Here is a 26,172-nt window from a genome sequence, read left to right on the forward strand (position 1 = left end):
AATCCATGTACCATGCAATTATAATATAACCTTTAAACAAGGTCAACTGAAATTCGCAGTCTCTCGATTTTTTATACAAAATTGTTTGCCCGGGCTTAATTATGGCATGTCCCTATCCCTTAGACCATAGAATGAATGGAAAGGAGGTCTAGACATGCTATACATACTATTATTTATTCTTTGCATTTTATTATTTATTTTTGGAATGATGATTATTCGGTTTGGTTTATTTAATTTATCAGCCAAGAACCTTAAAACATGGCTGATCAAATTAACGAAAACACCATTTAAGGGTATGTTAACAGGTACCTTTATAACGGCGTTGTTACAAAGTAGCTCGGCGGTTATGGTTATTACCATAGGGTTAATTTCAGCCAAAATTATGACATTTCCTCAATCAATCGGCATTATTTTAGGAACCAATATTGGAACAACCTTTAAAACGGAGTTAATTACGTTTAATTTGGATACCATTCTGATGCCACTCGCTATCACAGGCGCATTTTTAATTTTGTTTCCCAATAAAAAGTCCAGAAGTATCGGTATGCTACTGTTGGGAATTGCCTCTGTTTTTACCGCAATGAAAGGGTTCGAAATGCTGGCTCAACCTTTAACCTCAATGGGATTTATTCATTCATTTATCCTATCGATTAATGACAATATATTATTAAGCTTAATAACCGGGGCAATTATTACGGCTATCATTCAATCGAGTACAGCCATGACTGGGATAACCATGGGCTTTTTGACCGCTGGACTGCTTCAGCTTGATGCAGGCATTGCTATTGTGTTAGGGGCAAATATCGGTACTTGTATTACAGCTGTGATTGCTTCGGTTGGAGGTGGTGCAGAATCTAGACTAGCAGCCTTTGCCCACGTCTGGCTAAATGTTTTTGGGGTTTTGGTATTTATTCCACTTATTCCTTTTTTAACGATGTATGCACCTCTTCTGGCAAGCAGAGTGGAAGTTCAATTAGCACATATCAGTGTCATCTTTAATGTAGTGTCTTCCTTGATGGTTTTGCCGTTTGCCAATAAGTTCGGCGAGATGATTTTATTCTTGCATGATCGTCGGCCGAGGAATCCAGTTGTGAAGTGAACCAGGGGTAAAATGGGTTGTAAGATAATAGAACGGGGACTCTTATTGTTTTTGTCTTTCATCTCTAGCATGAAGGACATTTAGATGCCGGGGGCCTACTAGGTTTGGTTTTCATCACCTGTATGAAGGACAGTTGGAACCTGGTGCCTACTCGTTTTGGTTTTCATCACCTACATGAAGGACAATTAGGTACCTGGTGCCTTCTCGTTTTGGTTTTCACTATCAGCATGAAGGACACTTGGGTGCCTGATGCCTACTCGTTTTGGTTTCATCACCTGCATGAAGGACACTTGGGGGCCGGGGGCCTTCTCGTTTTGGTTTTCATCACCTGCATGAAGGACACTTAGGTGCCGGGGGCCTTCTCGTTTTGGTTTTCATCACCTGCATGAAGGACAGTCGGAACCTGGTGCCTACTCGTTTTTGCTTTCACCATCAGCATGAAGAACACTTGTGGCCGGGGGCCTTCTCGTTTTGGTTTTCATCACCTGCATGAAGGACACTTAGGTGCCGGGGGCCTTCTCGTTTTGGTTTTCATCACCTGCATGAAGGACAATTGGGTGCCGGGAGCCTTCTCGTTTTGATTTTCATCACCTGCTTGAAGGACAGTTGGAACCTGGTGCCTACTCGTTTTTGCTTTCACCATCAGCATGAAGAACACTTGTGGCCGGGGGCCTTCTCGTTTTGGTTTTCATCACCTGCTTGAAGGACACTTGGGTGCCGGGGGCCTTCTCGTTTTGGTTTTCATCACCTGCATGAAGGACACTTGGAGCAGGGTATTTAACTCAATTGTCTTTCATCATATTGAATCCCCTTTACCCTAATCAAAAAAAGGACCAAACTGGTCCTTTTTTTACATAGCTGCTTCTTCTTTTGTAAATACTTCATCTTTTAGGAGTGCCGTATCCTCCACAACTCGGACAAATTGTCCTTCGTTGTATGGATAGCCGGCTTTTGTAATTTTCACTTTAACTATTTTTCCGATCATATCTTCGGTAGCTGGGACAACGACTCGTAGGTAATTGTCGGTATACCCCATATAAAGGCCAGAAGTCTCTCCTTCTTTATATTCCTCTTCCGGGATGACATCTAGGACTTCACCTTCGAATTGGGAAGCGTATTCCTTCGCTAATTGATCAGAAAGAGTAATTAAGCGGTGGACTCTATCGTTTTTAATTTCTTCATCGATCTGGTCTTCCATCCTTGCTGCAGGAGTACCTGTCCGCTTAGAATATGGGAACACATGCAACTCAGAGAATTTATGATCTTTTATAAAATTATAAGTCTCCATGAATTCCTCTTCTGTCTCACCAGGGAAGCCAACAATGACGTCAGACGTTACCGCTAGACCTGGAAGCACTTCTTTCAAGCGGTCCAATCTCTCTGCAAAAAATTCCATCGTGTATTTGCGGCGCATCCGCTTTAATACCGTATTTGAACCAGATTGGATGGGAATATGCAAATGACGGACAACAATATTGGATTGCTTGATTACTTCGATGACTTCATCGGTAATTTGGCTTGCTTCGATCGAAGAAATCCGCAGTCGTTCTAATCCTTTTACCTCTGCTTCCAAATCACGAAGCAACATGGCTAGATTATAGTCTTTCATATCCTCGCCATAGCCACCTGTATGAATTCCCGTTAATACAATTTCCTTATAACCGGCTTCTACAAGTTGTTGTGCCTGACGAATAACTTCCTGTGGATCACGTGATCTCATTAAGCCACGAGCCCAAGGAATGATACAGAAAGTACAGAAATTGTTGCATCCCTCTTGGATTTTAAGAGATGCACGCGTTCTATCTGTAAACGCTGGTACATCAAGTTCTTCATAAACACGGTTTTTCATAATATTGCCTACACCATTAATTGGCTGACGTTCTGCTTTGTATTGGTTAATATAATCAAGCATCTTAACCCGATCCTGTGTACCTACAACAATATCAACGCCAGGAATGGCCATAATTTCAGCCGGTGAAGTCTGGGCATAACATCCTGTTACACAGATCACTGCATCAGGATTTTTTCTTACAGCCCGTCTAATGACTTGGCGACTTTTTTTATCACCTGTATTTGTAACGGTACAGGTATTTACGACATATACATCTGAAATTGATTCAAAATCAACCCGGTCATAACCTTCTTGTTTAAACAATTGCCAAATGGCTTCTGTTTCATAATGGTTAACTTTGCATCCAAGTGTATGAAATGCAACTGTTGGCATTTGTGTTTTCACCTCAGTAATTCAAAATGATAGGAAACCGCCGCTAAAGCATATAAAGGCGCCGTTTCCGTTCTTAAAATACGCGGCCCTAAGCCGCACGGATGGAAATCATGATCTTTTAAAAGCTGTACCTCTTCACTTGCTAACCCGCCTTCAGGGCCAAATACAATCAGAAGGGATTCCCCTTTTTGCATTTTCCTTAGGATGCTTGAGAAGACTGAAACCTCACCATTTCGGCTTTCATCTTCGAAGGCAACTAATCTATAATCATAATTCTTGCTATGAATAAGCAATTCCTTAAAACTCATTTGATCAGAAACTTCTGGAATCCTATTACGATGAGACTGTTCAGCAGCTTCTTTGGCAATCTTTTGCCATCTTTCTATTTTCTTTGCTGCTTTTTTTTCATCCCATTTCACAACTGATCGTGCAGCCGAAAATGGAATAAACTTATGTGCCCCAAGCTCCGTTCCTTTTTGAATAATCCATTCAAGCTTGTCTCCTTTTGGCAGACCGCTTGCGATAGTGATCTTTATTGGGGGCTCAGAATTCTCTTCCTTCCATTGTACAACGTCTGCAACGACTCTTTCATCGGTAATTTCTGCAAGCCTGCATACAGCCTGCTTGCCGTCCGGATCAACACAAATAATCTGATCACCCATTTGCATGCGCATTACCTTGACAATATGATGCCTGTCATCCCCGCTTATCAAAAATTGATCCTCATTTGTTCGTTGATTAACAAAGTAGCGTTGCACACGACGCACCCTCTCTAAAAACATTTTACTCTTTATTTTACTAAATCAGCTAACAATTTAAAAGTTAATTAACGTAAAAAAAGGGGATTAAACACCCCTTTTCAGCAATTTATTTCTTCTTTGCAATCATTGCAACCCAATCTTCCATTAAGATCGTTTCAATGATTTCAAAACCGGCATCGATTAATGCTTCTTTTACCTGATCTTTCTTTGGCTGAATGATTCCTGAGGTAATAAATAAACCACCAGGCTTTAAGACACTTGCAGCTGAATCAGTAAATCTCAAAATGACCTCAGCTAAAATATTCGCAACAATCACATCTGAAGAGTTTTCTTCCACTCCATCAAGCAGGTTGTTTTGCGATACAGTGACAAGATTGTTGACTTTATTTAGCTTTATGTTTAGCTTTGCCTGCGTAACAGCTACTTCATCAAGATCATAAGCCCTCACATCTTCAGCTTCAAGCATTGCTGCAGCGATACTCAAAACCCCGGAACCAGTTCCGACATCAATCACGCGGTCACCTGGTTTTACCGACCGTTCCAATGCCTGAATACACATTACCGTTGTCGGATGTGTTCCAGTTCCAAAGGCCATGCCGGGATCCAATTCAATAATTAATTCATCCGTACTGACTGGATGATAAATTTCCCAAGTCGGGACAATCGTGAATCGCTCAGATATCTTAACCGGGTTATAATACTTTTTCCAGGCGGTTGCCCATTCTTCTTCATTCACTTCACTAATGGTAACTTTATTCAAACCCAAATCAATATCAAAAATAATCAGGTTATTGATAGATTCTTTAATCGCCTCAACCGTTTCGCCTAAAAAACTATTCACCGGCAAATAGGCTTTTACGATGACACCCTCTTCCGGATAATCATCTGGATTGAGTTGGTAGATTTCTCCGAATTGATCTTGTCTTTCCTTTGTTAACTCAAATGGGTCTTCAATGACTACGCCGCTCGCACCAGCCTCGTGCAAAATATTAGAAATCGGTTCGATCGCTTCATTGGTTGTGTGAATACTTATTTCAGACCATTTCATATCTGCCAACTCCAATCCTTATTCGCCTTTAAATGCTCGTTTTACTTTAGAGAAAAAGCTTTCTTCATGATCTCCGAGCGGAGCTGAACCACTAGCTTCAGCAAATTCACGGAGCAACTGTTTCTGTTTATCATTCAATTTTGTAGGAGTAATAATACGCACCAAAATATGTTGATCCCCCACTCCATAACCACGGACGTTTGGTACACCCTTGCCACGGAGGCGGAATTTAGTACCTGTTTGAGTTCCTGCAGGGACTTTAAGTTTAACCTTACCATGAATCGTTGGAACTTCAATTTCATCCCCCAATGTTGCTTGAACAAAGGTAATCGGCATTTCACAGTAAATGTCATCACCATCTCGTTCGAAGAATTCATGCTGACGAACATGGAAGACTACATAAAGATCTCCAGCAGGACCGCCATTAACACCTGCTTCACCCTGACCAGATAGGCGAAGCTGTTGACCATCATCAATACCTGCAGGAATTTTGACATGTATTTTTCTGCGTTTTTTTACTTTACCCATACCGCCACAGGTTGAACATTTTTGCTTAATTTCTTTCCCTGTTCCGTTACAGTGTTGGCAGGTTCTTCGATTCACAATACGGCCAAATGGAGTATTCTGTTCTACACTTACTTGACCTGATCCATTACAATGCTTACATGTTTCTGGATTTGTTCCTGGTTTTGCACCTGATCCATGACACGTTTCGCACGTTTCTTCACGCGGAATTTCAATATCCGTTTCTTTTCCAAAAGCAGCCTCTTCAAATGAAATAGTCATTGTATATTGAAGATCTGCCCCTTGTCTCGGGGCATTAGGGTCTCTTCTCCGTGAACCCCCGCCACCAAAAAACGTATTGAAAATGTCTTCAAAGCCGCCGAAGCCGCCACCAAAATCACCGCCACCGAAGCCACCAAAGCCCTGGTTCGGATCGGTATGCCCAAATTGATCGTATTGCGCCCTTTTTTGATCATCACTTAAAATTTCATAGGCTTCAGCAATTTCTTTAAACTTCTCAGCTGCATCCGCCTCTTTATTTATATCAGGATGATATTGTTTCGATAACTTTCGATAAGCTTTCTTTATTTCATCTTTTGAGGCGCCCTTGCTTACCCCCAGCACCTCATAGTAATCTCGTTTACTCATGATTACCACTCCCGAATTCATTCACATAAAGGTTATTGTAACACCTTAATTAAGGCAATTGCAATAAAAAAGCCAAAGCCCCGTGACTGACTTTGACTTTTTCATGACAAATAGGGTGACGCTTTTTATTTCTCGTCTTTAACCTCTTCAAAATCAGCATCAACGACATTGTCATTTTTGCCTGCTGAGGTTGCTCCGTCTTGTTGAGCTCCCTCTTGTGCTTGTGTCTGTTGAGCAGCTTGTTCATAAAGCTTTACGGATAAATCTTGAACAATCTGCTGGAGAGCATCTTTTTTCTCACGCATTTCAACTAAATCATTTTTCTCAATTGCTTGTTTTAAAGCATCTTTGGCATCATTTGCCTTTGCCACTTCAGCAGCGTCTACTTTGCCTTCTAGATCTTTTAATGTTTTTTCAGTAGTGAAAACAAGCTGGTCTGCTTCATTACGCAATTCTGCTTCGTCTTTCTTCTGCTTATCAGCATCCGCATTCATTTCTGCTTCGCGAACCATTTTTTGAATTTCTTCATCTGATAGACCCGTTGAAGATTTAATTGTAATTTGTTGTTCTTTATTTGTCCCAAGGTCTTTTGCACGAACATTTACGATTCCGTTTTTATCGATATCAAATGTAACCTCGATTTGCGGAATACCACGTGGAGCCGGAGGAATATCCGCTAATTGGAAACGACCTAATGTTTTGTTATTGGCTGCCATTGGACGCTCTCCTTGAAGAACGTGAATGTCAACTGCAGTTTGATTATCGGCAGCTGTAGAAAATACTTGCGATTTTGAAGTTGGGATTGTTGTATTCCGATCAATTAACTTTGTAAATACGCCACCCATTGTTTCAATTCCAAGTGATAATGGAGTAACGTCAAGTAAAACAACATCCTTTACATCTCCAGTGATAACACCGCCCTGGATGGCTGCTCCCATTGCCACGACTTCATCAGGGTTAACGCCGCGATGTGGCTCTTTACCTGTTGCTTTTTTAATCGCTTCTTGTACAGCTGGGATACGAGTTGAACCACCAACAAGAATGATTTTATCGATATCAGCAGCTGTTAAGCCCGCATCACTTAATGCTTGACGAGTTGGTCCCATTGTACGCTCTACAAGATGTGCCGTTAATTCATCGAATTTGGCTCTTGTCATAGAAACTTCAAGGTGCAACGGACCTGCAGCTCCTGCAGTGATAAACGGCAAGGAAATTTGAGTTGTTGTTACCCCTGATAAATCTTTTTTCGCCTTCTCAGCTGCATCTTTTAGACGCTGTAATGCCATTTTATCTTGTGACAGGTCAATACCGTTTTCTTTCTTAAATTGATCAACGAGGTAATCAATGATTACTTGGTCAAAATCGTCACCGCCAAGACGGTTGTCACCTGCAGTAGCTTTTACTTCGAATACACCATCGCCTAATTCAAGGATGGACACATCAAACGTACCGCCGCCAAGGTCATAAACTAAAATAGTTTGATCTTGATCTGTCTTATCTAGGCCATAAGCAAGGGCTGCTGCTGTTGGCTCGTTGATAATACGCTCCACTTCAAGACCGGCAATCTTCCCGGCATCTTTAGTCGCTTGACGCTCAGCATCATTAAAATATGCTGGTACTGTAATAACCGCTTTGGTTACAGGCTCTCCGAGATAATCTTCTGCATATGACTTCAAATATTGAAGAATGATAGCTGAAATTTCTTGCGGAGTATATTGTTTACCCTCAATTTCTTCTTTATATGTTGTCCCCATATGACGTTTAATGGACATAATTGTATTTGGATTTGTAATCGCCTGGCGTTTAGCAACTTCCCCAACTTGGCGTTCCCCATTTTTGAATGCAACAACAGATGGAGTTGTGCGGTTTCCTTCCGGATTTGGAATTACTTTAGGTTCTCCACCCTCAAGTACAGCCACACAGGAGTTTGTTGTACCGAGGTCAATACCGATAATTTTACTCATTACCATGTTCCTCCTTTAATTTTATGTAGACCTACAAATTCACTTTCACCATTGAAGGTCGGATCACTCGATCTTTTAATAGGTATCCTTTTTGGAATTCATCTATCACAACATTGGAGCCAAAGTTGGAATCTTCTCCCTGCATCACGGCATGATGCTGATGTGGATCAAATTCTTTACCAACGGCTTCAATTGGTTCGACGCCTTCTTTTTTTAGAGCATCTACTAAACTGCGATAAACCATTTCCATACCTTGAAGTAATGACTTCGTTTGTTCATTTTCTGCTTCCATTTGCATTGCTCTTTCAAAGTTATCTAGTGCCGGAAGTAAATCGGTTGCGAGTTTTTGCGCGCGATATTTTTCACTTGCTTCTTGCTCCAAGCGAGTACGACGGCGAAAGTTATCAAAATCAGCCTGTAGGCGTAAGTATCTATTATCAGCCGCTTCCAGCTGTTCTTTTAATAATTTAATTTCTTGAAGCTTTTCTTCCAAAGGATTGACTTCCACTTCTGGCTGGTTCTCTTCCGTCTCCACGGCACCTTCGGCAGTTGTATTCTCTTCTTGAAGGTTTTGCTTCTCTTCCATTTCTTCATTTACCATATTATTCGTTTCTTTTGTCAACTTGCTCACCTCCCTTAAAGGGTTATTCGTATATTATAAATCAATAACACATCCATGGTAATAGGGGTGAAATATTGATGATTTCACCCTTACTCAATATTACCAGTGCTATTTATTTTGATACAATTTGGTTAAAACTGTTGTTAGATCATGACTAAGAATACGAAGTAAACCGATCACCCGTGAATATTCCATTCTTGTAGGACCAAGGATAGCAATAGTTCCAAGCTTTTCCTCTCCAGCCGAGTACGTGGCTGTGATCAGGCTGCATTCTTCCATTGCGCTATTTTGATTTTCACTGCCGATTTTCACATGAATTCCTTTTGAGTGTTTTCTCAAATTCGCAATCCATTCTTCCTGGTCCATGATGTTCAATAAGTTGCGAACCTTGGTTATATCGTGAAATTCCGGGAGACTTAACATATTTGTTTTACCACCAAAGAAAAGCTTTTCAGATACCGGCATTTTTAAAAGCTGCCCAAGGGTATGCATCATCAAATCATAATTATGAATATGCTGCCTTAACATCATTGCCACTTCTTTGTAAATCTTATCATTTAAGTCCTCTAACGGCACTCCGGTCAATCGCTCATTTAAAATATTTACTGTCTTTTCAAAATCACCTGCATGAACAGAGGAAGGCAGGGAAAAGGTTTTATTTTCTACATGACCAGTATCGGTTACAAAGATGGCAACTGCCGTTTCTTGGTTTAAAGGGATGATTTGAATTTTTTTCAGCTTATTGACACTTGTTGCCGGACCGAGAACAATGGATGTATAGTTCGTTAACTCTGATAGAATCCTTGCAGATTTTTGAATGATATTTTCGAATTCAAAAATTCGCTCTGCAAAAATGGATTGAATTACGTTTACATCTTGCCTTGTTAAAGCCTGAGGCGTAAGCAAATGGTCGACATAGTATCGATACCCTTTTTCAGATGGAACCCTACCTGAAGAAGTGTGAGGCTTTTCGATAAAACCCATTTCTTCTAGGTCAGCCATTTCATTTCGAATGGTCGCAGAACTAAACGAAATTTCATCTTTTTTCGACAAACTCCTAGAGCCGACAGGTTGTGCAGATCGAATAAAGTCATCAACAATAACCTGAAGGATTAACAATTGACGATCTGTTAACAACATACATCACCTCTGTTAGCACTCATTAATGACGAGTGCTAATTATATTAATAAATTATCAAAAAGGGGCAATGGTGTCAATCAAAAAGAACGGAATAACAGGCGTTCAATTCAAGACTACACCTAGAAATGATTGGAAGACCTCATTCCCTAATAAACGGCCCTTATTGGTTAAATAAATCTCATCTTCGGTCACTTTTATCCACTGTTTTTCGACTAAGTCTGCCAATTCTTTTTTAAAAAGTACTCGAGGATCCCGGTCAAATTTCTCCATAAAATGTTGAATGGAAACCCCCTTCGCCTTCCGTAAGCCCAAAAACATCTCTTCCTCCATTTGTTCGCCAGTCGAAACCTTATGAGTCTCAAATACAGGTAATTGACTATTTAATAGGGTATCCATATATTTTTTTATCGGACCAATATTTGACCGCCTTACCTCTCCAAGATAACTATGAGCCCCCGCACCGAACCCAAAATAATTTTCGTTATTCCAATAGGTTAGATTATGTTTACTTTCATAGCCTTTCTTTGAAAAATTACTGATTTCATATTGGTGGTATCCGTGCTTTTCCATTTCCTCCATCAACATTTCATACATTTGCGCTTCAGTATCTTCTCCTGGGGTTAGCAACTTCCCTTTTTTCATTAAATTATAAAAAACGGTCTTCGGTTCAATGATTAGAGAATAAGCAGAATAATGCGGCAGATCTAGTGAAAACGCGGCTGTTAAAGAATCTTTAAAATCCTGGGAAGTTTGTGTCGGAAGACTGAAAATGAGATCTATACTAATATTCTCAAAACCGACTTGTTTTGCTTTTTCAATCGTTTGATAAACATCTTTGGCACGATGAATTCGGCCGATTTTTTGCAGCAATTCATCATTAAACGTTTGCACACCAAGACTAATGCGATTTACGCCCGCTTCCTTTAATATTTGTAACTTCTGGGCAGACAAATCACCTGGATTGGCTTCAAAGGTAAATTCTAACGATTCTGATCTAGGCAAGTTCCGGAGGATACTATCACATAACTGTTCTAACTGCTGTTCATTTAAGGACGTCGGTGTCCCTCCACCTACAAAGATGGTGTCTAGGTGATTTGTCGGGTACTTACGTAAGGTTAACTGCATCTCCCTTTCCAAAGTCTTAAGATACTCCTCTACAGGCTGCCCTTTTAAAAAGACTTTGTTAAAATCACAATAATGGCAGATCTGTTCACAAAAGGGGATATGAAGATATGCTGATTTAATCATGTTCCACACCTACTGTCTTATTAACAAAAGGAGGCAGGCACCACCTTAAAAGGTTTGTCCTTACCTCCTTGTCAGATATTATTTTTTTGAATTGCTATCATCCATTTTTAAGACGGCCATAAACGCTTCTTGCGGAACCTCAACAGAACCGACCTGTTTCATCCGCTTTTTCCCTTCTTTTTGTTTTTCAAGAAGCTTACGTTTACGAGAAATATCTCCGCCGTAACATTTTGCCAATACGTTTTTCCGCATGGCTTTAATCGATGAACGAGCCACAATCTTTGTTCCAATAGCAGCCTGTACAGGTACTTCGAATTGCTGCCTTGGAATTAGTTCCTTCAGTTTTTCAACAATGACCTTACCACGTTCATAAGCAAAATCTTTATGGACAATAAAACTGAGGGCATCGACTGTTTCACCATTTAATAATATATCCATTTTAACCAGTTTGGATGGTTTATAACCAATTAGTTCGTAATCAAATGATGCATAGCCTCTGGTGCTTGACTTCAATTGATCAAAGAAATCGTAAACAATTTCTGCCAGTGGTATTTCATAGATAATGCTGACTCGATTTTCATCCAGATATTGCATATCAATAAAAATGCCCCGTTTTAGCTGACAAAGCTCCATGATAGCTCCAACATAATCATTCGGTGACATCATGGTGGCTTTTACATATGGCTCTTCAACCCGATCAATTTTCTGTGGATCCGGCATATTGGATGGGTTATCAACCTTGATTTGTGTACCGTCTGTCATGTGTACATGATAAATAACGCTTGGTGCAGTGGTAATCAAATCAATTTTAAATTCCCGTTCAATTCTTTCCTGGATAATTTCCATATGGAGAAGTCCTAAGAAACCGCAACGGAAGCCAAAACCTAAAGCTTGAGACGTTTCCGGCTCAAATTGCAGAGCGGAATCATTTAACTGAAGCTTTTCGAGTGCTTCTCTCAGATCATTAAACTTCGCCGTATCAATCGGATACAAGCCGCAGTAAACCATTGGATTTAACTTTCGATAACCAGGAAGCGGCTCGGTTGCACCATTTTTTGCATTGGTGATGGTATCCCCTACACGGGTATCTCCGACATTTTTAATGGAAGCTGTTAAAAATCCTACATCACCTACAGATAACTCGTCGCGAAGCACCGCTTTTGGTGTGAAAACACCAACCTCATTGACTTCAAATTCTGCTCCAGTAGCCATCATTTTGATTTTGTCACCGACTTTTACCGTGCCTTCTACTACACGAATATAGGCGACCACACCCCGATAGGCATCATAGAGTGAATCAAAGATTAAGGCCTTTAATGGAGCCTCAGGATCTCCGGGCGGTGCTGGTACTTTTTCAACGATTTGTTCCAAGATTTCTTCAATCCCGATACCTGCTTTTGCAGAAGCAAGAACTGCTTCTGTGGCATCTAAGCCAATGACATCCTCGATTTCATTGCGCACGCGTTCTGGATCTGCACTTGGTAAGTCAATTTTATTGATGACAGGTAAAATCTCCAGGTCATTATCCAAAGCCAAATAGACATTCGCCAATGTCTGTGCCTCAATTCCTTGCGCAGCGTCTACTACCAGTATAGCTCCTTCACAAGCAGCAAGGCTCCGGGAAACTTCATACGTGAAATCGACGTGTCCTGGAGTATCAATTAAATGGAAGATATATTCTTCTCCATCTTTGGCTTTATATTTTAATTGAACTGCATTCAGCTTAATGGTAATACCGCGTTCACGTTCAAGATCCATTGAATCTAATAGCTGGTCCTTCATTTCCCGAGAGGAAAGGGCGTTTGTTTTTTCTAATATGCGATCTGCCAGCGTGGATTTCCCGTGGTCAATATGCGCAATAATCGAGAAATTTCTTATTTTAGATTGTCTTTCGAGTCTTTTTTCTTTATTCATGTCGTTCACTCCTACTTCTCTCGCGCCTGTACACTATTTTTGATTATATCAGTAGGAAAAATAAGATTCAATTAGAAAAGTGGAAGCGCGCCCCCCTTGAGGCACGCTGGTTCCATTTATTCAGCTATTTTTTCAATTAGTTTTCCCGATGCATTTGTCAAACCTTCCGACATTTTTTTTCCCATGGATGAAAAGAAATTAAAAGCATTGAGTTCCTCCAGCCGTTTCTTTTTGGCGGATAAGTCATGACTAGAGATATTATTACCTAAAAAGGTGGCACTAAAATCTTTATCTTTTTCATTTATGGAAACTGCATTTCCTAGATTCGGATCATTGTACCCTTTCATTTTATGAATTCCATTATTGGCGAGTTCCATACCAGTTAATACAGAGATAAACATGAGCGCTACGACCAGAATGCTTTTAACCATAAACATTTTCATTTGGAAACGCCCCCTTCACTTCTATTGTTTATCCGTAGGCTGATTGCTGTGCTGATTGACCTTCTCCGCCTGCCAGAAATATTCACTAAACACGTCGGCAAGTGCATCTGCGGAGCGATTTAATTCATCAAAGTTGTTATCTACACCGCCAAATTCGATCAGGATGGCATTGTCAGAAAGGTTTTGGTTGTATATGCTATTTGATCCAGGTTCATTTTTAATAATAATCCCTCTGCTAAGGCCTTTATATTTTTTCTCTAACAGGTTATGGAGTTCGGTAGCAAATTTAGCATTCTTTTCATAGTTTGGATTTTTTCCACCAATTATAAACGCTAGTTTTGCATATGATTTGCCATTAATTGAAACGGTTGTTTTGTCCTTACGCTGAGAATCCCGATGTATATCGATAAAATAGTGCAAATCGCGGTTTGAAGCCATTGCCGCTTGTACAACGGTTCTAGATTCGTCATAAGATCGCCAGAATTTCCATCCCTTTTTATTTAAATTAGCATTTATATCTGTTTTGTCTACAAACGTTCCAATTCCTCTATTTTCAAGACTTGATTTTAAGTGTTCACCGACCTTTGTCACATTGATTTGTGAATGGTAGGCATTATCTGAATCAGTAACGCCTTTCAGATATGGTAAATAGGATTCGCGGTTGTGCGTAAAATAAAGATAAACCACTTTTCGATTTCCTGTTGTTTGTCCCGGTGGTGAGGAAGAATTTCCATTTGATGGTTCTTCAATCGAATCTACATTTTGTAAAGCCGCTTCCTGTTCTGCTTTCATGATTTCAACCGGTGGAGATGACTCTATCGGCATATTTGTATAATTTGTTCCTTCCCCCGCTACAAGAATTTTTCCATCAAATTGAAAAAAGCCTGGCAGTTCTCTGCCGAGAAGACTGCGCGGATCATCCAAATTTATATTACTAGACAGTTTAAATACTAAGTTAGTAAGCGTAGGTACTTCAAAATTATGCTTCACTGTTAAAAATTGATGGTTTTCCCAGCCCATTAATTGATAGAGAAGTTCCCCGTTTATATTGGTGGCTGCCTGATTGACTGAGGACGATGATAGTCTGTATTGAGGTTTCAGCGAGGTTAAGATGCCGCTGATAGAGAAAATAAATGCCATAAACAATAGTAGGGATGCTGCAACTTTAAGTACGCTGGTTCCTTTAAGTAATATAAAGGTACCAGTTGATTTGTCTCTCATGGTTCCACCTCTCAATTTTGTTTCTAGTAATTCATATGAAATTACTAGAATAGGTAGAACCACATATTTTGATTTTTTAAGAGGGAATCATGTCGAAACCCTGATCCCCCCAATTTTTTACCTTGTATAAAAACCTGTGTTGTCTTGATTGACGGAACTGTGAAAGGATGCATTTAAGCCGTTGGCGATTAGATTGGCCATATCTTCGATAAATACATCGACTTCTTTGGGGGTTACCATCAGATTATGCCCTAGCGGTGACAATACCTCCTGAATCAATTTTCTTTTTTCATCATCAGGGAGTGTGCCAACGATTCCAAGAAAGGTTTTGCGGTGTTTTTCTTCTGGTAAGTCCTCATCGGTAAGCTTGCGGCGTTCTCCGAAAGTCATACCAGCCGGTGCTAGAGCTCTTGACGGACGATTTCCTTCACGCATTTCTTTTCCGAAATGCTTTAGAATAAAATCAATTGTGTCACTAGTAATGGATACAGCATCTACGACGGTCGGAACACCGATAGCAAAAACTGGAACCCCTAGCGTTTCCTTACTTAATTCCTTGCGTTTATTTCCTACTCCTGAACCTGGATGGATCCCGGTATCAGAGATCTGAATGGTAGAATTTACCCGTTCAATAGAACGTGATGCCAGTGCATCGATCGCGACGACGAAGTCCGGCTTTGTTTTTTCCACGACTCCGAAAATGATGTCACTTGTTTCAATTCCTGTTAGTCCCATGACACCAGGTGCTAGGGCACTGACAGGCCGGTATCCTTCCTCTACATTTTCCGGCTGGAGTTGAAAAAGGTGACGAGTGACCAAAAGATTTTCACATACCATTGGGCCAAGTGCATCTGGAGTCACATTCCAATTTCCTAACCCCACGACAAGACATGAATCTGTCTTTTTAATTCCTGAGCCTTCAATAAAGCGAGCAAATTCCTTGGCGAATATTTCTTGAACCTTTTGTTGAACCTCCGTGTTCTGTTCTCGGATCCCCTGGACTTCAAGCGTTAAGTAACGTCCTGCCTTTTTGCCAAGCGTCTCTTCACCTTGCTTCGTAACTTCCACCAATGATATATTTATGTCATCTACATTTTTTTCTTTGATGATGACACCTTCTATTTGCGAAAGATTTTCTTCTTGTTCTACTGATTGCTGTGCGAGCACCATTTCTCTTGCTTCTATCGCTAAATCTGTTCTAACCGAGTATTTGCTTAAATCAATGGATTCGCCCAATATATTCACTCCTATCAAAATTCTCTCTCTTAAATAGAAACTATTTCCTATTTTTCCCCCTTTCCAGTAAAACATGCAGATGAATATCCTTAATTCTGTATTGCAATATAGCTTGTCGTTTGATAAAATATCTCTTGTTGCAATTAAAATGTAATTGAATGTTAAGTCGAGTTCATATAGTCTCGATTCTTTGTAGGAGGTGAAAGTAATGCCTAACATTAAATCTGCTATTAAGCGTGTTAAAACTAGCGAAGCTCGTAATGCACAAAATACAATGGCTAAATCAGCAATGCGTACTTCTGTAAAGAAAGTAGAAGCTGCTGTTACAGTAAACGACACTGCTGCTGCTAAAGAAGCTTTAGTAACTGCTGCAAGTAATTTGGACAAAGCTGCTGCAAAAGGTCTTATCCACAAGAACGCTGCTGCGCGCAAAAAGTCCCGTCTAATGAAGAAGATTAACGCTCTTTAATTAAAAAATGTTTCAGCATGGATGGTTGAACATTAATAAAAAAACGATTCCCATCAGGAATCGTTTTTTATTTTATTCTGTTATGATTTTAGTTTAAATAACAGCATTTCAATTAACAATGATTTGTTCATTCCACCTGTTTTCATTTGATAATCGGCTTCAGCAAGCCCATCTATTAGCTTGGTTAATTCTTCATCTGTAAATCCTGAAGCCTGTCCGAGAGCAAGCTTTACCCGAAACGGATGGGTTTTCAAATAGCCTGCTATTTGCTGCTGACCATATCCTCTTCTAGAGAGCTCCTTTACTTGATAAATTAACCTGAACTGGCTTGATAGTAGAGCAAGAATTTTGATCGGCTCTTCGTTTTGTTTTAGTAAATCGAAATAAATTCTTAGTGCCTCGTCAAGCTTTCTCTGCACGACTTTTTCAACCAATGTGAAGATATTTTGCTCCAAAGATCTTGCCACCAATTTTTCCACTAAATTCACATTTATAACTTTTGTGTCTGCTGCGTAAAGAGAAAGCTTTTCGATTTCGCTTGATAACATAAACATATTTGTTCCAGCAAGTGCCAGCAATTGTTCAATTGCCTCATGATCTATCTCAATTCCGTAAATTTTAGCCCTACTGCCAATCCAGTTCTTTAATTCATGTTCATTCATTTTTTTCGCTTCAATGATCTCTGCATTTCTTTTCAGCTCTTTTGTTATTTTCTTACGTTCATCGAGCTTTTCATAAGGAGCAGAAATCACTAAAACAGTGTATGGAGCTGGTTCCTTTATATATGCTTCCAGTCTCGAGAGATTATGGTCAACCTTTTCTCTTGTTTTTTCCGCCGTTAAAAATACAGGATTTTGTAAAAATATAACCTTTTTTTCCCCTAGGAAAGGAAATGTTTCGGCATCCTCTACAGCAATCTCAACGGGAGTTTCCTCCAAGTCATAGACTGAAAAATTAAAGTCTCTTTCCTCTTCCGTTAAAATCTTCCCTAACAATAATTGTTTTGTTTCATTTATTAAAAAGGATTCAGTCCCATATAATAAATAAATGGGAGCCATCTCCCCCTGCTTGATTTTCCGCCAACTTTCTAATACCATAATCCAGCGCTCCCCTAAATTTCACTATATACTATCGTAATGAAGCTTGGACTATTTGACAAGTGGAAAATCCAGAAGGACAATCCTCCAGCAACATGTAAAAGGGAATTGGCATCTTCGTGGATTACCAATTCCCGATCTATAATGAACGCCCATCATATTAGCCCCAGGATCTAATATTCAGGCGGAGTCAACTTTGTAAGCTTATTGTAGCCGTTTGTTCGTCAAACTATTTTGACAACACTTGTCAGAACAGGAAAAGCATCTGGATTTTTTCTGATTTATCGCTTATACTAAATGGTGAAATAGGAGGGGTGGACTGTGAACGAATTCGAAAAAAATCCGCAAAACAAGCGTAATGATGCGATTGATTCTGGGGTAGGATTTGGTGTTTCATTCGGTTTTTTTGCCACAATGTTTATTATTGCTACAGTCATTAAACTCATCGGTTAATGAGTGGTTACATATGGAGAAAAGGAAGAGGCTGCTAAGAGTGCAGTCTCTTTTTTACTTGCTGATGCTTTATACTATGGAAGGAAGGGTAAAAAGGTTCCTTTTTCTTGATAAAACCGATAGGCTATCGCCCCTTGTTGATCTGTGCGAAAAATCTTAGTATTCCTTTTGTTTAATCGATCCAGCACCTCTTGGTTGGGATGTCCAAAACGGTTTCTCTCTCCGACTGAGATGAGGGCCACTTTCGGTTTTACTCTATCAATAAAAGTACCACTGCTGGATGTTTTACTGCCATGATGCCCCACTTTAAGAACATCTATTTTTAACTTGGATACTTTGTGATGATACGTTCTTCTCCTTCTTGATCCAAGTCACCTCCAAAAAACCAACTTAGACCACCTATTTTTGCAAAAATGGCTATTGAACCTCTGTTTCGTTCACCAGTAAACTTCTGTTCAGGTGAAAGAACATAGTATTGAGTACCTTTCTTATTCCAATGCATTCCTTCATATACTTTCACCACCGGAATATTTTTCTCGGCAGCGAGTCTCATTACAATAATTTCTGATTCTGATGGCTCTGATACATCAGGAAGCAGGATTTCCTTTACCTTGATTTCCTCCAAAACTGCAAATGCTCCACCCATATGATCCATATCCCCATGTGACAAAATTAATTTATCAATTGTAGTAATACCTTGTCCTTTTAAATACGGTACAACAACATCCCTGCCTACCTCAAATGGCTTTGTTCGCTTCCGCCATGCTTCTTCATTAAATTGAATGGTTCCTCCAGTATCGATTAAATAAGTACCCTGCCGATGAGGCAACTGAATAAGGATGCTGTCCCCTTGTCCAACATCGATCATTGTCACCTGCCCTACTGGTTGTATCCAATTCCAGAAATATTGAAAGGAGAGCAGGGTAATTGATAAAGTAAACAGAAATAATATTTTTTTTTGAATTTTGCTACATTCCCATATATAAAAAATAAGGAGGATCGTGAAGAAATAACAGAACAAAAGGATGGGATTAGGTCTTCCGGGGATAAAGGATGTAAACGAGAAATTTGCCAAATGACTAATGAATTTATTTGACATATTGATTAGATTCGAAAACATGTGAATCAGAAGATCTGGAGGTTTTCCGAAAAGAATTTGTACAAAAAATAAGAAATAAAGACCCGGAAGATAAAGAAAGGAGAATAACGGGATATACAACAAATTTGCCGCAATGCCCATAAACGAAATTTCAAAATAATGGTAAAACAAAAAAGGAAGTGCTGCGAGTTGAGCAATAATCGATGTAACAATCATTTGAGCAAGATAATTCTGATATGCTCTTAGGAGGTACTGTGAGGATAAAATGATGCTAAAACTGACGGAGAAAGAAAGCTGGAAACCAACATCAAAGATTATATATGAGTCGACAAAGATGTAAAAAAGAAAAGCAATGCTGATGGCATCAATCGCTAAGATTTTTGGCCTAATTTTCCATTTTGTTGCGGCAAGTACAAGAAATATCATTAATACTGCACGAATTACTGAGGGAGATCCACCTGTTATAATGACGTAAACCGGCAACAGAAATAATAAAAAATGCACCATGAACTCCCTTGTTAGCCCTATCCGGATCCCAAAATAAAAAAACATACCAACCAATAAAGAAACATGCAAACCTGATATCGCCAACAGATGGACAATTCCCGTTTTTTGATAATCACTCTGTAATTCCGCGTCAAACAGACTTCTGTCTCCAAAAATTAATGCAGCTGACAATGAGGCCACCTCAGGAGGTAAACTTGTCTCAAGGAATCGTATCCCCTCATAACGAAGTTCTTTTATTTTCTTCAAAGGGTCAGTCCCAACCACAGTACAATGTGAAAATGGATTTTTGGGGCTCTCGACAATCCAAAACACCCCTTTTGAAGCCAAGTACCCTCGATAATTAAAGCCATTTGGATTTTTAACGATCCGAGGCTTACTAATAGTGCCTGACACAGAACAGATTCCTCTATAGAATGAGGAGGATTTTAAAGTGCTTTTTTCTGTTTCCGAATTGATTTGGTAGCGAATGAGGATTTTTTCATTGTAGCGTTGTTCTTCTGCTTGGATTTGCAGAAGGTCACCGTCAATTTTAGGGTCTTGGATAAATTGGACAAGGAATGATGTGGTGGATTCCGGAATATGAGTTTGATTTTTTGCTGCTGCATATTCTCCAGTTATAGAAAAAATCACTGCAACTAATAAGATGAGGAGGAGCTGTGGCTTATTAAATTGTTTCCATTTCAATAGCCATAACCAATAGAGCAGAAAGCAGAGAAAAAAGGGGAAGAATTGTACGAGTGTACTTAGCAACCCTAATAATGCAGAAATAGCTAAATACAGATATTTTCCATTCATGATTTTTCTCCAAATCATTAATTTGACGCCGGCCTCTATAAACCGGCGTTTATGGTTTTATTGCATTACTTTTCTAAAATCAATCACAGGGTTAGACAATTCTACTTTTTCAACCTTTACATTTGCTTGTTCAAATAACTCAACAGCATATGGGTGATTTTTGTAATCAGTAGCATAATAAACCGTTTTAATACCCGCTTGGATAAGCGACTTACAGCATTGAAGACACGGAAAATGGGTAACATAAATTTCCGCACCATCGGTCGGAACACCGAATTTTGCACATTGCAGTAAAGCGTTCATTTCAGCGTGAATCGTCCGTACGCAATGATGATCAATTACATAACAACCTTTATCAATACAATGATCTCCTCCTGCAATCGACCCATTATAACCTCCTGCAATAATCCGCTTATCCCTGACAATGGTTGCACCTACAGTTAAACGGGTACAAGTACTTCTTAAGGCTAGCAAATGACTTTGCGCCATGAAATATTGATCCCAAGAAATACGATTCACATTCTCCACTCCCTGCAAAATTCTTGTTTGTTTAAGTGTAATAGTGCTTGTCCATTTGGTCAATAATTGAATTTATCGAACTACAATTAGATCTTTTAATTTTTCAAATGTTTTATCGCCAATTCCACTAATATTTTTTAAATCTTCGACTGCTTTATATGGCCCATTAGATTCACGGTATTCAATAATGGCAGCTGCTTTTGCCGGTCCGATTCCGGGAAGATTTTGCAGTTCTGTCTCGGTCGCTTTATTTAGATTTATTTTTGCTTGATTTTGCCCAGAAGTGCCAACCGCGTTTGTCCCGGATGTTGAACCAGGTGCAAAATCACCCTCTTTTCCCTTTTGAGGAATATAAATGACCATTTCATCCTCAACATGCTCAGCAAAATTCACTTGGCTTTCATCAGCCGTTTCGGTCATCCCGCCTGCTCGGGTAATAATATCAATGACCCTCTCCCCAACATTTGCCCGATATACTCCTGGCTCTTTAATCTGCCCCTTTATATCGACCATCATCACTTTAACTTCTACGCTTTGTTTCTCGCTTTGCTTATCATCTAATTGGGGCTGATTCTTTTCCTCCAAAATAAGGTCTTGGGTGGATATGGACTGAGTTTGACTTTCATGTTGATAATAGAGATAAGAACCGCCCCCTAATACAAAAAATAAAGCCATAACTGCATAAAGTTTATGCTCAATTAGCCAGTTCTTCATGGATGAACCATCCTTTCAAAGTCATATTTTATGAATCGATTTCATAAGGTTATAAAAGAAACACGGAAACGAAGGAGGGTCGTATTAATGGATATTGGTATTATCGGCACCGGTAATATGGGGAGGATATTAGTAGAGGCTTTTTTGGACAGTGAGGCCGTATCCCCTTCTTCTATGATCATAACAAACAGGACGAGAGCCAAAGCAATCTTGCTTAGAGATAAATATAAAAATATCAGGGTTGGGGCGAATGCAGTTGAAGTTGCAGCACAATCCGATTTAATTTTTATTTGTGTAAAGCCGTTAGAGGTATTTAAAGTAATTGATGAAATAAACCCGCATCTAACAGAGGACAAATGTTTGATTTCTATTACAAGTCCAATCAGTACCAATCAAATTGAGAGTAAGGTATCCTGCTCCGTTGTCCGGATTATCCCAAGCATTACAAACCGTGCTCTTTCAGGCGTATCATTGGTAACGTACGGTGACCTTTGCAGCGATTATTGGAGGATAGAAGTTGAAAAATTAATGATGAAAATATCAGAGCCGGTTCCCATTAACGAGAACATCACCAGAGTTGCATCCGATATTGTCAGCTGTGGGCCTGCTTTTTTTAGTTATCTACTTCAAGCTTTTATAAATGCCGCAGTGAAAGAAACAGAGATCGAAGAGAAAGTAGCAAGATTACTAGCAAGTGAAATGATTATCGGATTTGGGGAATTAATCAAACAAGAGCATTATACCTTGCAATCGTTGCAAGAAAAGGTCTGTGTAAAAGGCGGGATTACCGGAGAAGGTATTAAGGTATTGGAAAACGAGTTAGGTGAGGTGTTTGAACATTTATTTCAAGCAACTCATGGAAAGTTTAAAGAGGAGTTAGAAAAGGTGGAAATCGTATTCTCTAAACTATAATTCGTGAACATCATGTAAATTCCTGCTTTTCTATTCAAATTAAGCCATCTTTTTCAAAAAAAGATGGCTTTAATTTTTCATGGCAACAAAAAAGACACGCTCCGAATTATTTTGCGGTGGTTGCTCTTTAAAATCTGCATTGATTTCAAGAAGTTTAAAACCGGACTCAACTAACCAGGAGGAATATTGCTCTACAGGATAGGTTCGTTGGATGTGGAGTTCGTCATAACGATCATATTTACCGCTTTTTTCATCTAAAACGAAAAAGCTTAGCTCATGTTCCACACTATTCGAGCCTTCACCCGGGAAACTATTCCAAATATAGGAAATTTCATCTTCATTTATAGCAAAAGTTTGATTAACAAACACTTCTGAAACTTTATAGATGGAATGGACATCAAAAATCAATAGGCCACCGACCTTTAATGCTCGGTGTGCATGGTATAAGGTGGCTTTAATCTCCTCTTCCGTTTCGAGATAGTTTAAAGAATCACAAAAAATTCCTATGATGTCCGTGTTCTCGACACCCTCCATCGCCGCCATATTTTGCTGATAAAAAGGGATTTGCAGACCGGCTTCTGCTGCTTTCATTTGTGCAACAGCGAGCATATCTTCGGATAAATCAATTCCGGTTACTTGGAAGCCTTCTTTTGCAAAACGAACGGAAAGTTCCCCGGTTCCGCAGGCTAAATCCAGCATTCTGTTTCCTTGGATTCCGTATTTTAACATTTTGTTTTTTACATACTGAACCCAATCATCATACGGTGCATCCCTCATTAATTCATCATACAAATAGGCAAAATGTTCGTAGCTCATGAATTCAACTCACTGAGAATATCCATTTTTGGAGCGTCGCCCCATAAACGTTCCAAATTGTAGTAGCTTCTTTCATCACGATGGAATACATGTGCTACAACATCCCCAAGATCAATGAGGACCCATCTTGCTTCATCAAAGCCTTCCATTCTTTTGACATCATATCCCTTTTCCATTGCTTTTTCTCTGATTTCTCGTGCAATCGCCTGTACTTGTTTATCCGAATTTCCGTGACAAATAACAAAGTAATCAGCAATTAAAGAGATCCCTTTCATATCAAGAGCGATAATCTCTTCCGCTCTCTTATCATCTGCCGCTTTTACAGTAAGTTTCAATAATTGTTGATTATCCATTTAATCAATCCTTCCATTTTTGAAGTAACTCTTTTAAACGTGGCTGTTAATTAGCACTCCCATCAACAGATGAAAATTCACATCATTCCTTAACCAATTGACCCTTTAACTAAATCGTTATAAGTAAAAAACGTTTCCGGATAGACCGTTTGATTTTTTTTCATTAAGAAAAAAATCGTGTTTTGGACTGCCTTTATTAAGGCTTGGTTTAGATTATTTTGGGCCATTTCCCTCACTTCATCAACACCTGGAAAATGCCGGCCGGGTTCAATATAGTCCGCCAAATATACAATCTTTTCGAGCAAGGTCATTCCCGGTCTACCCGAGGTATGATATCGAATAGCATCAAGTATTTCACGATCCGTAAGCCCGGCTTCTATTTTTGTAAGATAAGCTCCTACAGGGGCATGCCACAGCTCAGCATTATATTCAAGTAAATCCTGCGGATATCCTTGTGACACTATAATCTCTCTCATTTCCTCTTTTGGGCGGAATTTCGCGTAATCATGAAAAATGGCTGCCAGTTCTGCTTTTTTTACATCGGCACCATATTGGTTGGCAAGGCTAATTGCCGTTTCCATTACCCCCAATGTATGTTGATACCGGTGCTCCGTTAATTGAACTTTTACAAGTTTTAAGGCTTCTTCACGTTCCATATAACTGTTTCTCCTCAATATATTGAATAACCGCATCAGGTAACAGATAACGAACCGTTTTCCCATTTTCAAGCCGTTCTCTGATCATGCTAGAAGATACATCCATTGCTGGCACATCAACGTATAGAACGGGATAGTCTGAATGGTGATTATACGCTGGTCGTTTTACGCCAACGAATTGAACCAACTTTACCAAATCCTCTACTTTATACCATTTCGGGAGGTACTCAATCATGTCAGCACCTATAATAAAGAAAAACTGGTAGTCCGGATATTTAGTGGAAAGCAAACTCATTGTATCAAAAGTATAGGACGGACCTTCCCTCTCTAGTTCAATCGATTGAATCTTGAAATCTGGATGAGTTTGCGTGGCCAGCTCAAGCATCTTCAAGCGGTGTTCATTACTAACAAAACCCGATTTTTTTTTATGTGGAGGCTCCTGGTTTGGCATGAACCAGATTTCATCAAGATGGAGTGAGCCCAAAACTTCATTGGCAATCAATAAATGTCCATTGTGTGGTGGGTCAAACGTTCCACCTAAAATTCCAATCTTCCTCATGCCAGACCTCCAAATCATTACGGCAGAATAATTTGTTTATGTTCTACTGACTCCTTATATAACACAATCGTATTCCCAATAATTTGCACTAATTCAGCATTCGAACCATCGGCCAATTGCTCCGCAACTACTGTCTTATCCTCATCACAGTTCTGCAACACACTCACTTTTAACAGCTCTCTTGCTTCAAGTGCATCAGTAATTTGTTTCACCATATTTTCATTTACTCCACCTTTTCCCACTTGAAAAATTGGATCCAGATGGTGAGCCTTTGAACGTAAAAATCTTTTTTGTTTACCTGTTAACATGTACTGCCTCCTAGTTGTTTTAACACCATATTTCTCATTCTTTTTACATCAGGAAAGATGCCAGTCCATTTTTCAAATGCTAAAGCACCCTGATATACGAACATTTCAATCCCATTTTGTATACGTGCTCCCTTATGCTCCGCTTCTTGTAAAAACTTCGTCTGCAGTGGATTATAAATGATATCACAAACCAATGCTTGATGTTTAATCACAGAAAGATCGAGTGGGCACTCCATCGTTTTAGGCGCCATACCAATCATGGTTGTTTGGACAATTAAGTCGTATTTCTCCATGTTTTTTCCAGCATCTTCGAGGGAGAGAGCAATGGATGAAGATTGATAAGGACAATCATCAATTAGGCTTTCTGCCTTGCTTACTGTCCTATTGGCAATATCAATCTCGACAGCACGTTCCTTGGCGAGGGTAAAATAGATCGCTCTTGCGGCCCCTCCGGCACCTATCACAAGAATGTTTTTTCCTTCAATAGAAGGAAGCTCATTCATTAACCCTTGTAAAAATCCCGGCCCGTCGGTATTATAGCCTATCAATTTGCCATCCTCATTAACCACTGTGTTAACTGCCCCAATATCGGCTGCTAATTCGTCAACACCGTCTAGGAAAGGAATAATGCCGCTTTTATGTGGAACCGTCACGTTAAATCCGCCAATACCAATTGCTTTTAGCCCTCTTACAGCATCCTCAAGCTGTTCAGCTTTAACTAGGAATGGCATATAATGGCCATCGATTTGATAGTAGGAAAATAAATCATTATGCATAACCGGTGACATGGAATGTCCAATTGGATCTCCTATAACGGCATATAATTTTTTCACTTTTCTCCT

Annotated in this window: 26 protein-coding genes and 1 pseudogene; 4 read left to right on the plus strand and 23 right to left on the minus strand. The window is 39.5% G+C overall.

Annotated elements, in window-relative coordinates; all coding sequences use genetic code 11:
* Positions 1-154: 154 nt before the first annotated feature.
* On the plus strand, positions 155-1,099 hold the full coding sequence (locus ACI3K6_RS14655; protein ID WP_335478270.1) for a Na/Pi symporter: 945 nt from the start codon (positions 155-157) through the stop codon (positions 1,097-1,099).
* An 850-nt stretch (positions 1,100-1,949) separates the two neighbouring features.
* Here the strand turns inward: ACI3K6_RS14655 and mtaB are convergent.
* The 12 genes from mtaB to gpr form a co-directional block, all read right to left on the minus strand.
* Positions 1,950-3,323, minus strand: coding sequence for a tRNA (N(6)-L-threonylcarbamoyladenosine(37)-C(2))-methylthiotransferase MtaB (gene mtaB / locus ACI3K6_RS14660; RefSeq protein WP_335480345.1), 1,374 nt, complete (start codon positions 3,321-3,323; stop codon positions 1,950-1,952).
* Between the two features lie 8 nt (positions 3,324-3,331).
* Positions 3,332-4,081, minus strand: a complete 750-nt coding sequence (locus tag ACI3K6_RS14665) for a 16S rRNA (uracil(1498)-N(3))-methyltransferase (protein WP_435555403.1) — start codon at positions 4,079-4,081, stop codon at positions 3,332-3,334.
* Positions 4,082-4,190: 109 nt separating this feature from the next.
* Positions 4,191-5,132, minus strand: a complete 942-nt coding sequence (gene prmA / locus ACI3K6_RS14670; protein WP_335480341.1) for a 50S ribosomal protein L11 methyltransferase — start codon at positions 5,130-5,132, stop codon at positions 4,191-4,193.
* Between the two features lie 18 nt (positions 5,133-5,150).
* Positions 5,151-6,284, minus strand: coding sequence for a molecular chaperone DnaJ (gene dnaJ, locus ACI3K6_RS14675; RefSeq protein ID WP_435555404.1), 1,134 nt, complete (start codon positions 6,282-6,284; stop codon positions 5,151-5,153).
* Between the two features lie 125 nt (positions 6,285-6,409).
* Positions 6,410-8,248 (minus strand): molecular chaperone DnaK, encoded by a 1,839-nt coding sequence (gene dnaK, locus ACI3K6_RS14680; RefSeq protein WP_435555405.1) that lies wholly within the window; start codon positions 8,246-8,248, stop codon positions 6,410-6,412.
* Positions 8,249-8,279: 31 nt separating this feature from the next.
* On the minus strand, positions 8,280-8,870 hold the full coding sequence (grpE, locus tag ACI3K6_RS14685; protein ID WP_435555406.1) for a nucleotide exchange factor GrpE: 591 nt from the start codon (positions 8,868-8,870) through the stop codon (positions 8,280-8,282).
* A 108-nt stretch (positions 8,871-8,978) separates the two neighbouring features.
* A complete protein-coding gene (hrcA, locus tag ACI3K6_RS14690) occupies positions 8,979-10,007 on the minus strand; it encodes a heat-inducible transcriptional repressor HrcA (protein ID WP_435555407.1) in 1,029 nt (342 codons plus the stop codon).
* Between the two features lie 106 nt (positions 10,008-10,113).
* Positions 10,114-11,259, minus strand: coding sequence for a radical SAM family heme chaperone HemW (gene hemW, locus ACI3K6_RS14695; protein WP_435555408.1), 1,146 nt, complete (start codon positions 11,257-11,259; stop codon positions 10,114-10,116).
* Positions 11,260-11,337: 78 nt separating this feature from the next.
* Complete coding sequence (gene lepA / locus ACI3K6_RS14700; RefSeq protein WP_435555409.1) at positions 11,338-13,173, minus strand: translation elongation factor 4; 1,836 nt, start codon at positions 13,171-13,173, stop codon at positions 11,338-11,340.
* 116 nt (positions 13,174-13,289) lie between these two features.
* Positions 13,290-13,616: a DUF3679 domain-containing protein gene (locus ACI3K6_RS14705; protein WP_335480326.1), complete on the minus strand. Its 327-nt coding sequence runs from the start codon at positions 13,614-13,616 to the stop codon at positions 13,290-13,292.
* A gap of 21 nt (positions 13,617-13,637) precedes the next feature.
* Entirely contained in the window at positions 13,638-14,837 is a 1,200-nt protein-coding gene (gene spoIIP / locus ACI3K6_RS14710; protein WP_435555410.1) for a stage II sporulation protein P, read from the minus strand.
* 117 nt (positions 14,838-14,954) lie between these two features.
* Positions 14,955-16,073, minus strand: a complete 1,119-nt coding sequence (gene gpr / locus ACI3K6_RS14715) for a GPR endopeptidase (RefSeq protein ID WP_435555411.1) — start codon at positions 16,071-16,073, stop codon at positions 14,955-14,957.
* 208 nt (positions 16,074-16,281) lie between these two features.
* On the opposite strand from gpr, the gene rpsT reads away from it, so the two are divergent.
* A complete protein-coding gene (gene rpsT, locus ACI3K6_RS14720) occupies positions 16,282-16,542 on the plus strand; it encodes a 30S ribosomal protein S20 (RefSeq protein WP_335480320.1) in 261 nt (86 codons plus the stop codon).
* An 80-nt stretch (positions 16,543-16,622) separates the two neighbouring features.
* Here the strand turns inward: rpsT and holA are convergent, their stop codons facing one another.
* The gene (holA, locus tag ACI3K6_RS14725) at positions 16,623-17,639 is read right to left on the minus strand and encodes a DNA polymerase III subunit delta (RefSeq protein ID WP_435555412.1); all 1,017 of its coding nucleotides are present in this window, start codon (positions 17,637-17,639) and stop codon (positions 16,623-16,625) included.
* A 321-nt stretch (positions 17,640-17,960) separates the two neighbouring features.
* Between holA and ACI3K6_RS14730 the strand changes: the two genes are divergently transcribed.
* Entirely contained in the window at positions 17,961-18,092 is a 132-nt protein-coding gene (locus ACI3K6_RS14730) for a YqzM family protein (RefSeq protein ID WP_335480316.1), read from the plus strand.
* Between the two features lie 74 nt (positions 18,093-18,166).
* Here the strand turns inward: ACI3K6_RS14730 and ACI3K6_RS14735 are convergent, their stop codons facing one another.
* From ACI3K6_RS14735 to ACI3K6_RS14750, 4 genes and pseudogenes are all read right to left on the minus strand, one after another.
* Entirely contained in the window at positions 18,167-18,397 is a 231-nt protein-coding gene (locus ACI3K6_RS14735) for a ComEC/Rec2 family competence protein (protein ID WP_435555413.1), read from the minus strand.
* A gap of 17 nt (positions 18,398-18,414) precedes the next feature.
* A complete protein-coding gene (locus tag ACI3K6_RS14740) occupies positions 18,415-20,493 on the minus strand; it encodes a DNA internalization-related competence protein ComEC/Rec2 (protein ID WP_435555414.1) in 2,079 nt (692 codons plus the stop codon).
* A gap of 72 nt (positions 20,494-20,565) precedes the next feature.
* Positions 20,566-21,012 (minus strand): annotated as a pseudogene (locus tag ACI3K6_RS14745) (ComE operon protein 2); the annotation flags it as partial.
* 72 nt (positions 21,013-21,084) lie between these two features.
* Positions 21,085-21,726: a helix-hairpin-helix domain-containing protein gene (locus ACI3K6_RS14750; RefSeq protein WP_435555415.1), complete on the minus strand. Its 642-nt coding sequence runs from the start codon at positions 21,724-21,726 to the stop codon at positions 21,085-21,087.
* Between the two features lie 87 nt (positions 21,727-21,813).
* Here ACI3K6_RS14750 and comER point away from each other — a divergent pair, with 87 nt between their 5' ends.
* Entirely contained in the window at positions 21,814-22,638 is an 825-nt protein-coding gene (comER, locus tag ACI3K6_RS14755; protein ID WP_435555416.1) for a late competence protein ComER, read from the plus strand.
* Positions 22,639-22,707: 69 nt separating this feature from the next.
* On the opposite strand, the gene ACI3K6_RS14760 is transcribed toward comER, so the two are convergent.
* The 6 genes from ACI3K6_RS14760 to aroE all read right to left on the minus strand — a co-directional run bounded on the left by ACI3K6_RS14760 (position 22,708) and on the right by aroE (position 26,163).
* Positions 22,708-23,454: a class I SAM-dependent DNA methyltransferase gene (locus tag ACI3K6_RS14760; RefSeq protein ID WP_435555417.1), complete on the minus strand. Its 747-nt coding sequence runs from the start codon at positions 23,452-23,454 to the stop codon at positions 22,708-22,710.
* Positions 23,451-23,807, minus strand: coding sequence for a ribosome silencing factor (rsfS, locus tag ACI3K6_RS14765; RefSeq protein WP_335480304.1), 357 nt, complete (start codon positions 23,805-23,807; stop codon positions 23,451-23,453). Before rsfS ends, ACI3K6_RS14760 begins: the two co-directional genes overlap by 4 nt.
* A gap of 89 nt (positions 23,808-23,896) precedes the next feature.
* Positions 23,897-24,463: a bis(5'-nucleosyl)-tetraphosphatase (symmetrical) YqeK gene (yqeK, locus tag ACI3K6_RS14770; protein WP_435555418.1), complete on the minus strand. Its 567-nt coding sequence runs from the start codon at positions 24,461-24,463 to the stop codon at positions 23,897-23,899.
* On the minus strand, positions 24,453-25,022 hold the full coding sequence (locus ACI3K6_RS14775) for a nicotinate-nucleotide adenylyltransferase (protein WP_335480300.1): 570 nt from the start codon (positions 25,020-25,022) through the stop codon (positions 24,453-24,455). Before ACI3K6_RS14775 ends, yqeK begins: the two co-directional genes overlap by 11 nt.
* 17 nt (positions 25,023-25,039) lie before the next feature.
* Positions 25,040-25,330, minus strand: a complete 291-nt coding sequence (gene yhbY, locus ACI3K6_RS14780; RefSeq protein ID WP_435555419.1) for a ribosome assembly RNA-binding protein YhbY — start codon at positions 25,328-25,330, stop codon at positions 25,040-25,042.
* Positions 25,324-26,163 carry a shikimate dehydrogenase gene (gene aroE / locus ACI3K6_RS14785; RefSeq protein ID WP_435555420.1) on the minus strand — a complete coding sequence of 280 codons (840 nt, stop codon included), beginning with the start codon at positions 26,161-26,163 and terminating at the stop codon, positions 25,324-25,326. Before aroE ends, yhbY begins: the two co-directional genes overlap by 7 nt.
* Between the last annotated feature and the right edge of the window lie 9 nt (positions 26,164-26,172).

It is taken from the genome of Neobacillus solisequens (genome assembly GCF_051233465.1).
Classification (GTDB): Bacteria; Bacillota; Bacilli; order Bacillales; family Cytobacillaceae; genus Neobacillus.

Coding starts and splice junctions, on each gene's coding strand:
- ACI3K6_RS14655 (WP_335478270.1), top strand. CDS start 155: ATGCTATACATACTATTATTTATTCTTTGCATTTTATTATTTATTTTT.
- mtaB (WP_335480345.1), bottom strand. CDS start 3,323: ATGCCAACAGTTGCATTTCATACACTTGGATGCAAAGTTAACCATTAT.
- prmA (WP_335480341.1), bottom strand. CDS start 5,132: ATGAAATGGTCTGAAATAAGTATTCACACAACCAATGAAGCGATCGAA.
- dnaJ (WP_435555404.1), bottom strand. CDS start 6,284: ATGAGTAAACGAGATTACTATGAGGTGCTGGGGGTAAGCAAGGGCGCC.
- dnaK (WP_435555405.1), bottom strand. CDS start 8,248: ATGAGTAAAATTATCGGTATTGACCTCGGTACAACAAACTCCTGTGTG.
- hemW (WP_435555408.1), bottom strand. CDS start 11,259: ATGATTAAATCAGCATATCTTCATATCCCCTTTTGTGAACAGATCTGC.
- lepA (WP_435555409.1), bottom strand. CDS start 13,173: ATGAATAAAGAAAAAAGACTCGAAAGACAATCTAAAATAAGAAATTTC.
- ACI3K6_RS14705 (WP_335480326.1), bottom strand. CDS start 13,616: ATGAAAATGTTTATGGTTAAAAGCATTCTGGTCGTAGCGCTCATGTTT.
- spoIIP (WP_435555410.1), bottom strand. CDS start 14,837: ATGAGAGACAAATCAACTGGTACCTTTATATTACTTAAAGGAACCAGC.
- rpsT (WP_335480320.1), top strand. CDS start 16,282: ATGCCTAACATTAAATCTGCTATTAAGCGTGTTAAAACTAGCGAAGCT.
- holA (WP_435555412.1), bottom strand. CDS start 17,639: ATGGTATTAGAAAGTTGGCGGAAAATCAAGCAGGGGGAGATGGCTCCC.
- ACI3K6_RS14740 (WP_435555414.1), bottom strand. CDS start 20,493: ATGAATGGAAAATATCTGTATTTAGCTATTTCTGCATTATTAGGGTTG.
- ACI3K6_RS14750 (WP_435555415.1), bottom strand. CDS start 21,726: ATGAAGAACTGGCTAATTGAGCATAAACTTTATGCAGTTATGGCTTTA.
- comER (WP_435555416.1), top strand. CDS start 21,814: ATGGATATTGGTATTATCGGCACCGGTAATATGGGGAGGATATTAGTA.
- ACI3K6_RS14760 (WP_435555417.1), bottom strand. CDS start 23,454: ATGAGCTACGAACATTTTGCCTATTTGTATGATGAATTAATGAGGGAT.
- rsfS (WP_335480304.1), bottom strand. CDS start 23,807: ATGGATAATCAACAATTATTGAAACTTACTGTAAAAGCGGCAGATGAT.
- yqeK (WP_435555418.1), bottom strand. CDS start 24,463: ATGGAACGTGAAGAAGCCTTAAAACTTGTAAAAGTTCAATTAACGGAG.
- ACI3K6_RS14775 (WP_335480300.1), bottom strand. CDS start 25,022: ATGAGGAAGATTGGAATTTTAGGTGGAACGTTTGACCCACCACACAAT.
- yhbY (WP_435555419.1), bottom strand. CDS start 25,330: ATGTTAACAGGTAAACAAAAAAGATTTTTACGTTCAAAGGCTCACCAT.